At 75.0% G+C, this 13,336-nt stretch carries 13 protein-coding genes; 6 read left to right on the top strand and 7 right to left on the bottom strand.

All coding sequences use genetic code 11. The features are described from left to right. Positions 1–45 precede the first annotated feature (45 nt). Together J2S46_RS31770 and J2S46_RS31765 are read left to right on the top strand one after the other, a co-directional pair. Positions 46–954 (top strand): acyl-CoA thioesterase, encoded by a 909-nt coding sequence (locus J2S46_RS31770; RefSeq protein WP_229912000.1) that lies wholly within the window; start codon positions 46–48, stop codon positions 952–954. Between the two features lie 58 nt (positions 955–1,012). Beyond that, a complete protein-coding gene (locus J2S46_RS31765) occupies positions 1,013–1,630 on the top strand; it encodes a TetR/AcrR family transcriptional regulator (RefSeq protein WP_229911997.1) in 618 nt (205 codons plus the stop codon). A 127-nt stretch (positions 1,631–1,757) separates the two neighbouring features. Here the strand turns inward: J2S46_RS31765 and J2S46_RS31760 are convergent, their stop codons facing one another. From J2S46_RS31760 to J2S46_RS31750, 3 genes are all read right to left on the bottom strand, one after another. Further along, positions 1,758–3,053, bottom strand: a complete 1,296-nt coding sequence (locus J2S46_RS31760) for a peptidoglycan-binding protein (protein WP_191287977.1) — start codon at positions 3,051–3,053, stop codon at positions 1,758–1,760. A 190-nt stretch (positions 3,054–3,243) separates the two neighbouring features. Then, positions 3,244–4,203, bottom strand: coding sequence for a hypothetical protein (locus J2S46_RS31755; protein ID WP_191287976.1), 960 nt, complete (start codon positions 4,201–4,203; stop codon positions 3,244–3,246). Between the two features lie 124 nt (positions 4,204–4,327). Next, positions 4,328–4,693, bottom strand: a complete 366-nt coding sequence (locus J2S46_RS31750; RefSeq protein WP_191287975.1) for a hypothetical protein — start codon at positions 4,691–4,693, stop codon at positions 4,328–4,330. Positions 4,694–5,075: 382 nt separating this feature from the next. Between J2S46_RS31750 and J2S46_RS31745 the strand changes: the two genes are divergently transcribed. Next, the gene (locus J2S46_RS31745) at positions 5,076–6,218 is read left to right on the top strand and encodes a helix-turn-helix domain-containing protein (protein ID WP_191287974.1); all 1,143 of its coding nucleotides are present in this window, start codon (positions 5,076–5,078) and stop codon (positions 6,216–6,218) included. A gap of 115 nt (positions 6,219–6,333) precedes the next feature. Here the strand turns inward: J2S46_RS31745 and J2S46_RS31740 are convergent, their stop codons facing one another. After that, the gene (locus J2S46_RS31740; protein ID WP_191287973.1) at positions 6,334–7,128 is read right to left on the bottom strand and encodes a putative protein N(5)-glutamine methyltransferase; all 795 of its coding nucleotides are present in this window, start codon (positions 7,126–7,128) and stop codon (positions 6,334–6,336) included. A gap of 363 nt (positions 7,129–7,491) precedes the next feature. Between J2S46_RS31740 and J2S46_RS31735 the strand changes: the two genes are divergently transcribed. Further along, complete coding sequence (locus J2S46_RS31735; RefSeq protein WP_191287972.1) at positions 7,492–7,665, top strand: hypothetical protein; 174 nt, start codon at positions 7,492–7,494, stop codon at positions 7,663–7,665. 97 nt (positions 7,666–7,762) lie between these two features. Here the strand turns inward: J2S46_RS31735 and J2S46_RS31730 are convergent, their stop codons facing one another. After that, a complete protein-coding gene (locus J2S46_RS31730; RefSeq protein WP_191287971.1) occupies positions 7,763–9,781 on the bottom strand; it encodes a TIGR02678 family protein in 2,019 nt (672 codons plus the stop codon). A 144-nt stretch (positions 9,782–9,925) separates the two neighbouring features. Between J2S46_RS31730 and J2S46_RS31725 the strand changes: the two genes are divergently transcribed. Then, positions 9,926–10,786 carry a sterol desaturase family protein gene (locus J2S46_RS31725; RefSeq protein ID WP_191287970.1) on the top strand — a complete coding sequence of 287 codons (861 nt, stop codon included), beginning with the start codon at positions 9,926–9,928 and terminating at the stop codon, positions 10,784–10,786. Next, positions 10,783–11,556, top strand: a complete 774-nt coding sequence (locus J2S46_RS31720; protein ID WP_191287969.1) for a lysoplasmalogenase — start codon at positions 10,783–10,785, stop codon at positions 11,554–11,556. Before J2S46_RS31725 ends, J2S46_RS31720 begins: the two co-directional genes overlap by 4 nt. Before the next feature lie 118 nt (positions 11,557–11,674). On the opposite strand, the gene J2S46_RS31715 is transcribed toward J2S46_RS31720, so the two are convergent. Then, complete coding sequence (locus J2S46_RS31715; RefSeq protein WP_191287968.1) at positions 11,675–12,253, bottom strand: hypothetical protein; 579 nt, start codon at positions 12,251–12,253, stop codon at positions 11,675–11,677. Between the two features lie 175 nt (positions 12,254–12,428). Further along, a complete protein-coding gene (locus tag J2S46_RS31710; RefSeq protein ID WP_191287967.1) occupies positions 12,429–13,232 on the bottom strand; it encodes an exodeoxyribonuclease III in 804 nt (267 codons plus the stop codon). Positions 13,233–13,336: the final 104 nt, after the last annotated feature.

Below are 13,336 nucleotides of genomic sequence, written 5' to 3'. Positions count from 1 at the left end.
TCCAGGTCACATCGCCGGAAGGCCCGCTTCTGCCACTATGAGCGGGTGAGCGAGCCCACTGAGCAGCAGACGCAGGCAACCGGCGGCATCGGTCCCTTCGCCGCGCTGCTGCAGATCGAAGAGCTGGACAAGAACCTGTTCCGCGGCTGGTGCCACGCGGGCGCGCCGATGCGCGCCTTCGGCGGCCAGGTCGCCGCGCAGGCGCTCACCGCCGCCGGGCGGACCATCGACCGCGGGCGCGCGGTGCACTCCCTGCACAGCTACTTCCTGCGGCCGGGCGACCCGACCCGGCCGATCGACTACGAGGTGGACCGGGTCCGCGACGGCATGTCGTACGCCACCCGCCGGGTGACGGCCCTGCAGAGCGGCCAGGCGATCTTCACGCTCTCCGCGTCCTTCAAGCACCCCGAGCCGGCCGAGAGCCGCCAGCGCACCATGCCGGCGGTGCCCGCGCCCGAGGACCTGCCGGACCCGTTCCTGGTCTGGGAGCGGGCCGACCCGGAGGACTACGCCCGGGCCGACGGGTTCCGCACCCTGCAGATGCGGTTCATCCCGCCGGACGCGCCCGGGCTGCCGGCCGCCGTCCCCGGCGTGCCGCAGCAGTTCGTCTGGCTCAGGGCCGGCACCCCGCTGCCGCCGGACGACCAGCTGCTGCAGGTCTGCGCGCTGACCTACCTGTCGGACCTCACGCTCGCCTCGACCGCCACCCTGCACCTGCAGCCGCACCGGTTCCAGCGCACCGAACCGCCCGAGGTGATCCTCGCCTCGCTGGACCACGCGATGTGGTTCCACCGGCCGTTCCGCGCCGACGAGTGGCTGCTGTTCGCCCAGCGCAGTCCCTCGGCCTCCGACGGGCGCGGCCTGGCCCACGGCGAGTTCTACAGCCGGGACGGGATGCTGGTCGCCTCGGCCGTCCAGGAGGCACTGGTCCGCGACCGCCGCGGCCCGCGGTAGCACGCGGGGCTTCCACGCGTCATACTCCGGCAACGCCCCGGCCCGTATGATGGTGCGGGTGACCAAGGTTGACCTGTCACCACGGCCGGTGGAGGCGATGTCTCCACGCCAACTCGAACGCCGCGAGAGCCTGATCGCCGCTGCGCTCGCCCTGGTGAACGAGATCGGCGTCGAGCGGTTGCAGATGAAGCAGGTCTGCGAGCGGTCCGGAGTCGCCCTCGGCACGGCGTACCGCTACTTCTCCTCCAAGGACCACCTGCTGGCCGCCGCCATCGCGGAGTGGCACCGGCTGCTGCTGGCCGATCTGGTGGCGGAGCTGCGCGGGCCACGGGGCGGGCTGGGGACGACGGACCGGGTGGTGCGCTTCGTCCGGCACGGCATGCGCGCCTACCAGCGCCAACCGCAGCTGGCCCGGCTGCGGGTGGCCGTCGCGGCGTCCACCGATCCGTTCGCCAGCGAGGCCCTGCAGGGCATGGCCCGGGCCGACAGCGCCGCCCTGCAGGCGGTGATGGCGGAGGTGCCCACGGCCGCGAGCGATCTCGTCCGGCACATCGTGGGCCACGCCTGGCAGGGCGAGCTGACGGCCTGGGTGACCGGCCGGACGACCCTGGGGGACGCCCGGCGCCGGCTGGAGGACGTGGTGCGGCTGGTGCTCACCCCGTACGACACGCCGTGAGCGCCTCGGCGGCCGCCGCCGTACGGGACGCGCCGGCGGGCGCCGGCCGCCCGGGGTAACCGGGGACGCGGGCACCCCGGCCCCGGACGCGGGGTGCGTCCGGGGCCGGGGTGGCGCACCGCGCCGGTCAGCCCCCGGCGGGGGAGACGATGGCGTACGCGCCCCGGGCGGCCGGGGAGAAGTGGTGCCGGATCACCTGGTCGCCGGAGTTGCCCTCGATGGTGTCGACGGTGCCGTCCGCGTTGGCCTTCTCGATGATGCCGACGTGCACGCTGGTGCTGGTGTTCTGCGGACCGCTGCCGAAGACGATGGCGTCACCGGGCTGCGGGTCGCTCAGACCGCTGTGCAGGGTGCCGTGGTTGCGGCCGTAGTAGTAGAAGTCCCCGCTGAAGGCGGTGCTGAAGTTGACGCCGGCCTGCCGCCAGGCCCAGCTGGCGAACAGGGCGCACCAGGCCTCGCAGGGGCCGTACGGGTTGCAGTTGTTGCCCCACTCGTGCACGCCGAGCTGCGAGCGGGCCGCCTGGACGATCCTGTCGCGGACGCTGCCGTCCAGCGGGGGCACGGTGGGGGTGCCGCCGCTCTCGCCGCCCGGGCTGCCGCCGCCGAGCTCGCGGGCGATCCCCATCGACGCCATGGTCCGCGGGCCGGCTATGCCGTCGACCTCCAGGCCGTGGGCGCTCTGGTAGGTCCGCACCGCGGTGGTGGTGGCGGGGCCGTAGTCGCCGTCGGCGGGCGTGCTCGCCTTGCCCTGCACCTGCTTCACCTTCGCGGTCAGCGCCGCGTTGGTCTGCGGGCCGGCGATGCCGTCGACCGCCAGGTCGTTGTCGCTCTGGAAGGACAGCACGGCGTTCTTGGTGGCCGGGCCGTAGACCCCGTCCACGCCGCCGGCGGCCAGGTAGCCGAGGCCGGCCAGGTTGCGCTGGAGCAGGCGGGTGTCGCTGCTGGTGCCGGTGCCGCTGGAGGTGATGCGGTCGATGTTCATCGCGCCCATGGTCTGCGGGCCGGCGATGCCGTCCACGTCCAGGTGGTGGGCGCTCTGGTAGGTCCGCACCGCGCCGATCGTGCCGGGGCCGTAGTCCCCGTCGGCGGCGGCGCCCGCCTTGGCCTGCACCTGCTTGACCTTCGCGGTCAGCGCGGCCATCGTGTTCGCCCCGGCGTCGCCGTCCACGGCCAGGCCGTTGTCCCGCTGGAAGTGCCGCACCGAGTCGGTGGTCTGCGGGCCGTAGACGCCGTCGACACCGCTGAGCGGGGCGTAGCTGAGCCCCGCCAGGTCGCGCTGGAGGAGCCGGACGTCCACCGCGTGGGCCTGGCCCGCGGTGGGGCCGAGCAGCAGGCCGAACAGGAGCACGGCCAGCGCGAGCGCCACCGAGGTGAGGCGGGCGCCGGGCGCCCGGGTGGGTGGGCGGAGGGTCGCTGTGGACATGGGGTTCTCTCTCTTCCTCGTTCTCCCGGCGGTTCCGGGACGGGTGGGTGCGGGCGTGCGGCGGCGCACCGGTCGGGCGCGAGGGCGCGACGGCGCGACGGCGCGACGGCAGAGGCCCGGGAGCGCGGACCGGACTGGGCGCGGGTCGGAGCGCGTGCGGGTCGGAGTCGGGGCGGCGCCCCCGCGCGTCTCAGCCGGCCGCGAGGACCGAGCGGGCCAGCGCCGTCATGGCGTCGTTGCCGGCCTTGACCGCCGTCAGCTCCGCCTGGTGGCGGCGGATCAGCTCGCCCTCGTAGGCCGCCTCGACGGTGAACCAGACGCCGACCACATTGGTGCGGGCCTTGCAGTCGACGTCGGCGGTGGCGGTGGCGATCTCCTCGGCGGACGGCCCGGCGGCGGCCCCCCATCGGGCGTCCTTCAGGGCGTCGCCGGGCGTGGGGTAGGAGTAGCCGCGCTCCTTCATGCAGGCCGACCAGGCCTGGAAGACCTCCTTGACCCGGGGGTCGGCCATCGAGCGTTCGAAGCCCTCGAAGTTCACCGCCACCGCCACATCGGCGTCCCGGCCCGTCCCGCCCTGCGCGGTCAGCCGCTGCTGGGCGCCCCCGAGGCAGCCGCCCGCCGGGAGCGGCTTGCCGTGGAACTCGGTCGGGGCCCCTTGGGCGGACCTGCCGTCCGGGCCCAGACCGCTGCCGAGCACGGTCAGCACGTCCGGGTCGATCGAGGGGGCGCCGGAGGGCTTGGTCCCGGCCGCGGGATCGGGCGAGTGGTACCCGTTGACCGCCACGTCGGCGGGATCGACCGGGTCGTACCGGTGGGTGGTCTGGGTCTCGGCCGCCGTGGCGGACCCGGGCGCCCGGGTGTAGGCCAGCCCGTACTCCCGCAGGCAGCCGGTGGCCAGCTTGCTCTGCGCCGCGTCGAAGCTCCGGAACTGCTCCCCCGTGAGCAGGTACGCCTCGACCGGCAGGCTCCGGTCGTCGACCCGGGTCAACCGGGGGACGTCGCCGATCGGCGGAGGGTCCATCGGCGACAGCGTGGTGGCGGACGGACGGGCCTGCGGAGCGCCGGGGCCGGCGGAGCACCCGGCGGCCGCGAGGGCGAGGAGGGTCAGCAGCAGGGCCGGTGCCGAACGGGCCCGGCGGGGGGACGTCATCTGGAACTCCTTGTGCGCCGGCTCGCCGGTCGAACGGCGACCGCAACTGGTCCTGACGGGGCCGGGCGGGTGCCGCGCCGCCCGCCGCTCGACGCGGACGGCGCGGCACCCGGTCAGGGCCGGACTACTCCCAGCTCTGGGAGTGGTTGTTGTTGCGCATGTTGACCGAGCCGCCGTTCCACGGGACGGCGCCCAGGTTGGCCCACTGGTTGCGCGGGATGTACTGGTTGGGGCCGGAGTTGCGGATGCTGTACTCGCGGTAGTGGACCCGCAGGTTGAAGTTCGGGTCCATGTTCCAGACCGAGGCGGCGTTGTTCAGCACGGCCTGGCCGTTGCCGGCGCCCCCGCCACCGAACACACCGCTGTAGTTGCCGGCCTCGCCCTTGCCGAACTTGGCCCCGCCGAGACCCGGGCTGTAGTAGAGGCAGGCGTCACCGGAGACGCAGCCGCCACTGCTCGCGAGGGCCGGCGTGGCCGTCCCGAGAATCACGACACCAAGGGTCGCCGCAGCCAGAACAGCAGCCGCCTTCTTCATGTTCATTGTGATGCCTTTCGGTTCGGAATTCGGAGTCGTCCGCATTTGTCAGGAGCGCGGAACGACTTCGATGCCATGTGCCCGGGCCGTTCCCTGCCCGACGGCGACAACTCTGGCCCAGCGGTGAACCGGAGTTCGAGGGGGCACGGGATCTTTGAGACTTCGCGGAGCGTCTCAAGCCCCTGATCTGTATGTTGAGACGCAGTCGGCCCGATATTGAGACGCTCGTATCCCGAAGTGCGCAGGCATTTTGACGGAGCGTCAGCATCCGCTTTCCGATTTCGACTGGAGTGTGACATTCCCGATGAGTTCCACCTGGAGACCGCTTCCCGACGAGATGTCCGAATCGACGCGTTTGCTCGTCCGGGCTCTCAGGGAGATCAAGGACGCGAACGGCTGGTCACTCGCCGAGACGGCCCGGCGCACGCATTTCAGCAAAGCGTCGTGGGAACGGTGGCTGAACGGAAAGCGGCTGATAACCAGGCAGGCGCTGGACAGCCTCGTGAAGGCCTCGGGCACGGATTCCGCCCTCCTCACGACCCTGTACGAGAAGGCGCTGGCCGAGGAGTCGTCCTCCTCGCCGCCCGGGGCGTCCGACCTGGAGCCGGCCGCGCCCCACCGGCCGGGAGCGGCGGAGCCGGGAGCGGACGTGCCTGCGGGGCCGGCTGTGGGGGTGGCCGCGGAGCCGGCGGAGGCCGGGGAGGCCGGGGAGGCCACCGCAGTCGAAGGCCCGGCGGCGCCGGAACCCACCGGTCCGCTCCGGCCCCCCGAGGGGGAGGACAGCCCAGCGAAGGCCGCGAAGGCCGGGCCCGAGCCCGGGCGGCCGGGCCGGCGCCCGCGCCGCCGGCTGCGGTACGCGCTGGTGGCGGTCGGCGCCCTCGCCGCCCTCCTGGTCGCCCTCCTGCTCAGGGACACGCCGCCGTGGAGCACCTCGGCCGGGCACGACGCGACACCGTCCGCCACCGCCACCGGCCACCCGGCACCGGCCGTGGCACCGCCCTGCCAGGGGGTCGGCTGCGTCGGCAAGGACCCGCAGGCCAGCGGCTGCGCCGTGGACGCCCGCACCCTGCTGACCGGCAACATCGGCGAGCGGATCATCTACCTCCGCTACAGCCAGCGATGTCTGGCCGCCTGGGCGGCCATCAAGCAGGGGGCGCCGAAGGACACGGCGACCATCACCACCAACAGCGGCCAGCAGCAGACCGCCGAGATCCACTGGGGGTACGACAACTACTCGGCGATGGTCGACGCCAGCGGCTCGGACACCACCCTGCAGGTCTGCGGGGTCCAGCCGGGCGGGCGCGGCTGCACCGGCGTCTACAACGACCCGGCCCACCAGCCCTGGCCGGACCCGACCGACACCGGCACGCCGTCCGGGAGCGGCACTCCCCCGGCGGCTTCCACGGGCTCACCGGCAGCCGGCCCGTCGGCGGACGCCGCACCGGCAGCGGGTCCGCCGACGGCCGGCCCGACCGGCTGACGCCCTGCCCGATCGGCCGCCCGGACAGGCAGGACGGCCCGTCCGGGCGGGTGGGGCCGTCCGGGCGAGTGAGGCCGTCCGGGCGAGTGAGGCCGGCCGAGCGGGAGGAGCCGCGTCAGGCCGGCCGGGTCCCCGTCACGACCACGGCGTAGCGCTCCTCGCACTCGGCCACCTCCGCGACCAGTCCGCCGGCCTCCACGGTGCGCACCGCGCCGGGCACCTGGTGCTCACCGGTCTCGAAGAGCAGGTGGCCGCCCGGGGCCAGCCAGCGCGCCGCCTCGGCGGTCACCCTGCGCAGCACGTCGAGCCCGTCGGCGCCGCCGTCGAGCGCCACCCGTGCCTCGTGCAACCGGGCCTCGGCGGGCAGCAGTTCCACCTCCTCGGTGGGCACGTACGGCACGTTGGCGAGCAGGAGGTCGACCCGGCCGCGCAGGGCGCCGGGCAGCGGGTCGAAGAGGTCGCCCTGGTAGGCCCGGCCGCCGGCCGCCGCGATGTTGCGCCGGGCGCAGCGCACCGCGGCCGGGTCGATGTCGGCGGCGTGGAGTTCGACCATGCCGCCGAGCGCGGCGGCCAGCGCGGCGCCCAGCGCGCCGGAGCCGCAGCAGAGGTCGACGACCAGGGCGCCGGGGCGGGCGAGCGCCACCGCCCGTTCGATCAGGAACTCGGTACGGCGGCGGGGGACGAAGACACCGCCGTCCACGGCGATCCGCAGGCCGTAGAACTCCGCCCAGCCGATGACGTGTTCGAGCGGAAGGCCGGAGGCACGGCGCTCCACCATCGCGGCGAGTTCGCCCGGGGTGGTGGCGGCGGAGCGGAGCAGGCGCGCCTCGTCCTCGGCGAAGACGCAGCCGGCGGCACGGAGCCTGGTGACGAGGGCGGAGAAGGCGGGGAAGGAAGCTGGAGCCGACACGAGAAACCTTTCGGAACGCCGATGGGCGCTCCCGCGGTCACCTGTACGGTCGGACCGCCCGGTCGCGGGAGGGGAGCACCCGACCTGACACAGCGGTGATGGGTCCCACCTCCTTCGTCCGTTCGCTCCGTGGACCGGAGCAGGTGCCGGGTGACTCCCGGCTGCCGCCACACTACCCGATCACCGGTGACCGTACGGGGTGTACGACGGAACCCCGGCGGGGGCGGACGCGGGGGCCGCCGCGACCCCTGCCGGGGCGGACGGCCGCCGTCCGGGTGACCGCACTGCACCGACGTCCGGCCCCCGTCCAGACTTCACCCGCGTGTAGTCATGGTTTAACGGTGCGCTGGAATGCTTTCTGACATGAACGCCCAGCCTCTGTCCACCACTCAGGACCAGCGCTTCCCGCTGCCCAAGCGCCACCGCCGGTTCCTCGCCTGCGCCGCGGTCGCCGCCTCGGTCGCACTCGGCGCCCTGGGGGTCGGCGCCACCGTCGAGACCGTCCGCCACGACTCGGTCGCCACCGCCGCGCGGTGAGCCCGCGGCCGGTCCGCGGCCCGGCCGCGGCCCGCAAGTCGGCGCGGGCCCGCGGTCACCGCTCGCCCGCCCGGGGCCGGACGTCCTGCGGTCTGGCTCAGGCCGGGAGCTCCTGCGGCCGCTCCGAAGGCCCGCGGGCCGGCGGGACGACGGCCTGCGCCTGACCCGTCCGGGCCGGCCGCTCCGCCCGGCCCGGAGCGGGGAACGCCGCCGCGTCCCCGTACGGTGCCTGGTCCTCGTACCCGCTCATCCCGTCGTACCCGCCCGGATCCCCGCCCGGGTCGTCGTCGTCGGCGCAGTCCTCGCCGTCCCGGCGGGAGTGCCGGCCGGTGCCCGGCGCGGGCAGCAGCTCCGCCTCCGGGGCGTAGCGGGCCGCGGGGGCGCGCAGCAGCCAGCCGGGCGGATAGGTGCCGCGCGGGGTGGGCGCGATCAGGCCCATCCGGGCCAGCAGGTCGAGCGCGTCGCGGCGCAGCGCCGTCCGGTCGGCGAGGTAGTCGCGGCGCCAGCCGGCCCGCAGGCCGTACTCGTCGGCGATGTCGCCGAGGGCCCCGTCTATCAGGGCGTCGGGTATCGGCACCGCGGGCGCCGTGGGCTCGCCGGGCAGCGGGCGCAGCTCCTCGACCAGGCGTTCCACCAGCAGCAGGGCCGCCCGGGCGAGGGTGCCGGTGCCGGGCAGCGCGAGGTCGGTGAGCTCGTCGGCGGGGTCGAGCAGGGCCACGCCCTCGGTGCGGAGTTCGGCCTCCAGCCCGAGGAAGTCGGCGAAGGTCCCGGCCACCGTGTGCCACTGCCCGGCCAGCCAGGCCCGCTCGGCCCCGGGCAGGTCGTCGTGGAGCACCACGGGGGTCTCGGCGAGCCGGCGGCGGACGGCGGTGCCGGGGTCGGCGGTCTCGGCCGCCCGGCGGACCAGGTCCTCGGCGTCGGCGGCGAGCGCGGGCGGCCCGGCCGGCAGCGCGCGCGCCAGCTCCTGGTCGACGGTCAGCTCGGCGGTCGGGTCGAGCGTGTCCAGGCCGCTGCCGGTGGCGCTGAGCACCTGCCAGTCGGTCAGCACCCGCAACGCCCCGGCCAGGTCGGCCTCGGGGCCGGGACCGCGCCCGGCGCCCGGCAGCGGGGAGGCCGCCCGGACCGCCGCGACCAGCCGCCCCAGCGGCAGCCGCTCGGGGGCGTCGACCAGGACGGACAGCGCGACGGCGAGCTGGGCGTACTCGCCGGGGGTGAACGGCGTGCCGCTGCCGGGGTGCTCCAGCCGGCGGCCACCGCCCGGTCCGAGCCCGGCCTTGCCGAGGCGGGCGTGCCAGGGGCCCACCACCAGGCGGTAGCCCAGCAGGGTGTCGAACCGTTCGGTCAGCCAGTCGCGGTGACGGCGGATCAGCGGGAAGCCCTCGCCGTGCGGGCCGGCCGCCGTGATCAGCGGGTGGGCGAGCAGCAGCCGGGCGGCGATCCGGCGCTCGGCCGCGGCCGAGCGCTCCTGCGGACCGGCGGGGGCCGGGGCGGGCTCCGGCTTGCGGTGCTTGCCGCGGCGGCCGCCGCCGGCCGGGACGGCGGCCTGCACCGCGCCCCCGGCGGTGCGGCGCGCCCGGCGCAGGCCGGGCAACGGCCGGGCCTCGCGGACCAGCCGGGCGACGGGGGCGTGCGCGCTGGGACCGTGCCACCAGCTGACGGTGCCGGTGGCTCCCGGCGCGTCGGAGGCGAGCGCATCGGAGGCGGGCGCATCGGAGGCGGGCGCATCGGAGGCGGGCGCATCGGGTGCGGCGACGGGCGGGCGCGGGCCGGGTGCCTGCGGGCCGCCGGCGGCGCCGTGCCGGGCGCCGAAGTGCCGGGCGCCGTAGAGGCCGAAGGCGGCGGTGAAGAGGTCGTGGGCGCTCTCGTCGGAGGCCTCGGCGAACCAGCCGGCCAGCCGGAGCAGGCCGGGGTCGGGGGTGCCGTCCAGGCCCGCCGGGCCCGGGGCCCGGCCGGCCGCCGGCCGCTCGCCGGGGAGCCCGCCCGGTACGCCGTCAGGACGGCTGTCGCGCACGGCGACGCAGGCGTCGGTGGCGCCCAGCCCCGCCCCGCCCGTGCGCCCGTCCGACGTGCCGCCGGGCACCCTGACGGTGCCGGCCCCGTGCTCCTGCTGATCCATGTCGTGGACCAGATTAGTCGGTGGGCACGGCGGCCGGTGGCAGCAACCGGGTGACGCCGCGAATTGTCCGGCGGACGCCCCTCGGGCTACGCGCCGGTAACAACCCCTTCCGCCCGGCACCCGGCGTCGCCTATGGTGCCGGACATGCCGAACCTGCCCGACGTGGTGCTGTGGTCGATACCCGCCTTTGTGCTGCTCACCGTCCTGGAGATCGTCTCCTACCGGTTCCGTCCGGACGAGGACGAGCAGGGCTACAGCCCGCGGGACACCACGACCAGCCTCACCATGGGCCTCGGCAGCCTGGTCTTCGACGCGCTCTGGAAGATCCCGATCCTGGCGGCCTACGCGGCCCTGTACGAGCTGACCCCGCTCCGGGTGCCGGTCCTGTGGTGGACGGTGCCGCTGATGCTGCTGGCGCAGGACTTCTGCTACTACTGGTCGCACCGCGGCCACCACATGATCCGGGTCCTCTGGGCCTGCCACGTGGTGCACCACTCCAGCAAGCACTACAACCTGTCCACGGCGCTCCGCCAGCCCTGGACCAGCGCCACCAGCTGGGTCTTCTACGTCCCGATGATCCTGGCCGGCGTGCACCCCGCCGCGCTGGCCTTCTGCTCCTCGGCCAACCTGGTCTACCAGTTCTGGATCCACACCGAGCGGATCGGCCGGCTGCCGCGCCCCGTCGAGTTCGTCTTCAACACGCCGTCCCACCACCGGGTGCACCACGCCTCGCAGGGCGGTTACCTGGACCGCAACTTCGGCGGCATCCTGATCCTCTTCGACCGCGCGTTCGGCTCCTTCGCGGCGGAGACCACCAGACCGGTCTACGGCCTGACGAAGAATCTGGACACCTTCAACCCGCTGCGGGTGGCCACCCACGAGTACGCCTCGATCGCCAGGGACCTCGCCGCCGCGGACAACTGGCGGGACCGCCTGCACCACCTCACCAAGGGCCCCGGCTGGCAGCCGGTCCGCCCCGACCGCCCGGAGGGCAACGCCGCATGAGCCTCAGCACCACGACCCGTGCCGCCGTCGGCGGGCGCCTGCGCGCCGCCCGCGGCCTGCTCACCGGCTTCGCCGCGACCTCGGTCGCGCACCTGGGCGCGATCCTCACCCACACCCCCGGTCTCCAGCACGCCACCAAGCCGGCGCTGATGCCGCTGCTGGCGGCGCACAGCCTGGCGAGCACCGAGCGCGCGCCCAAGCTGCTCGCGCCCGCGCTGATGCTGAGCGCCGGGGGCGACATCCTGCTGCAGGCGGGCGGCGACACCGCCTTCCTGGCCGGCATGGGCTCGTTCGCGGCCGCGCACGTCTGCTACGTGACCATGTTCGTGCGGCGCGGCGCGCTGGACGACCGGCGGCGGACCGCCGTGGTGGCGGCGGCCTACGCGGCGGCGTGGGCGGTCATGATCAGCCAGCTCTGGCCGGGCCTCGGCGACCTCAGGATCCCGGTGGCGGTGTACAGCCTGCTGCTCACCTCGACCGCCGTCACCTCGGCCCGGCTAGGCCTGCGGACCGGCCTGGGCGGGGCACTGTTCCTGCTCTCCGACACTCTGATCGCCACCCAGCTGGCCGACTGGCGGGAGCTGCCGGGCCACCAGTTCTGGGTGATGGCGACGTACATCGTCGCCCAGTACCTGCTGGCGAGCGGCACCCTGCGCGCCCACCGGGAGGACGGACCGGACGGGACCGACGGCATCGCCGACCCGGACGGCCCGGACGGGACCGGCCTGCGGGAGGAGCCGGGCCGGGAACCGCGGCCGGCCACGGCCTGACGCACCGGCCGCCGCCCGCGCCGGCGCCGCGCCCCGAGGCACGACCGCGCCCCCGGACCGCTGGTCCGGGGGCGCGCGCACGAGCGTGCCGGTGGGGGGACGCCGGGGCCGCGTCGCCTCAGACCGAGTCGGAGCCGGAGCGGCGGCGCAGCAGCAGGAACCCGCCCACCCCGCCGGCCACCAGGGCCGCTCCCCCGGCCAGCTCGGCCGGGTTGCTGCCCACCGATCCGCCCAGGCCGGTGTTCACGGACCCGTGCGGCTCCTCGACCAGCCCGTTGTGGCCGGTCTCGGAGGTGACCCAGTCGGTGACCGCCTGACTGGCGGCGTGGGTCGGGGTGGTGGTGGTCACCGTGGTGACCGTGACCGTGGTGGAGAAGGCCGCGCCGTCCGGGCACTTGCCGTCGACCTTGGCGTCACCGCCGGGCTTGTTCGCCAACTTGGCCGAGCCGGTGTGCCGGCCGTCCGAACCGAGGGTGAGGGTGACCGGGCCGCCCTCGAAAGCGGTGGACTCGGCGGTGATGGTCTTGGTGGTGCTCTTCTCGCAGGACACGGTGACGGTGACGCTCTGACCGGGCGCCGCCTGGGCCGGGCTGACCGATGCCCGGTCGCCGTCCTTGGCCAGCGCCGCCGGGGCCGCGAGGGCGAGAAGCAGGGTGGCGCCTGTCAGAGCTGCGGCGGCCGTACGCGTGGGGCGCATACCGGAACCTCCAGGATTCTCGGGCGCAGTCGGGGACTCCTGTGTCCACGTGAACGGACAACTACACCCAGTTACCCCACACGGTAGGCAGCGGCCCCCGGAGCGGCCACCGCACGGGACCGTTCGGGGGCCACCGGTACGCTCCGCGACCGGGCCCGGCGGCCCCCGGGCCCGCTCAGAGGTCCAGGTCGACCACGACCGGCGCGTGGTCCGACGTCCCCTTGCCCTTGCGCGCCTCGCGGTCGACGTAGCTGTCCGTCACCGCGTCCGCGAAGGCCTTGTTGCCGTACGTGAGGTCGATCCGCATGCCGCGGTTCTTGGGGAAGGCCAGCTGGCGGTAGTCCCAGTAGGTGTACGGGTGGTCGTACTTCAGCGGGCGCGGCACCACGTCCTGCAGGCCGGCCTCGCGCAGGTTGCCCAGGCTGGCGCGCTCCGGCGGGGTCACGTGCGTCAGTCCGGCGAAGGCCGCGACGTCGTAGACGTCCTCGTCGGTGGGGGCGATGTTGAAGTCGCCGAGGACGGCGAAGGGGCGCGCGCCGGCCGCGTCCTCGACGACGGCCCGGCGCAGCGACTCCAGCCAGTCCAGCTTGTAGCGGTAGTGCGCGTGGTCGACCTCGCGGCCGTTGGGCACGTACACCGACCAGACCCGCACCGGCCCGCAGGTGGCGGCGATCGCCCGGGGCTCCACGTCGGCCAGCAGCGCGTCGTCGGCGAGGTAGCCGGGCTGCTCGGGCAGTCCGCGCACGACGTCCTCCAGGCCGATCCGGGAGAGGATCGCGACGCCGTTCCAGCGGCCGGTGCCGTGCGCGGCCGTGTCGTAGCCGAGCTCCTTGACCGCCTCGTGCGGGAAGGCCTCGGTGGAGCACTTGAGCTCCTGGAGGCAGAGCACGTCGGGTTCGGCGCTCTCCAGCCACTCCAGCAGCTTGGGCAGCCGCGCGGTGACGGAGTTGATGTTCCAGGTGGCGATGCGGACGGTCACGGCTGGCGGCCTTCCCGGGTGGGGCGGACAAAGGCCCGGACGGCGGCCCGGGCGAGGGGCGGGCGTCGTCGCGGACGCCCACCCCGAATCTACCGGCAGCCACC

It is taken from the genome of Kitasatospora herbaricolor, from assembly GCF_030813695.1.
Taxonomy (GTDB): domain Bacteria; phylum Actinomycetota; class Actinomycetes; order Streptomycetales; family Streptomycetaceae; genus Kitasatospora; species Kitasatospora herbaricolor.
Note: the sequence above shows the minus strand (reverse complement) of the source record. Positions and strands in the feature narration are given on the sequence as shown.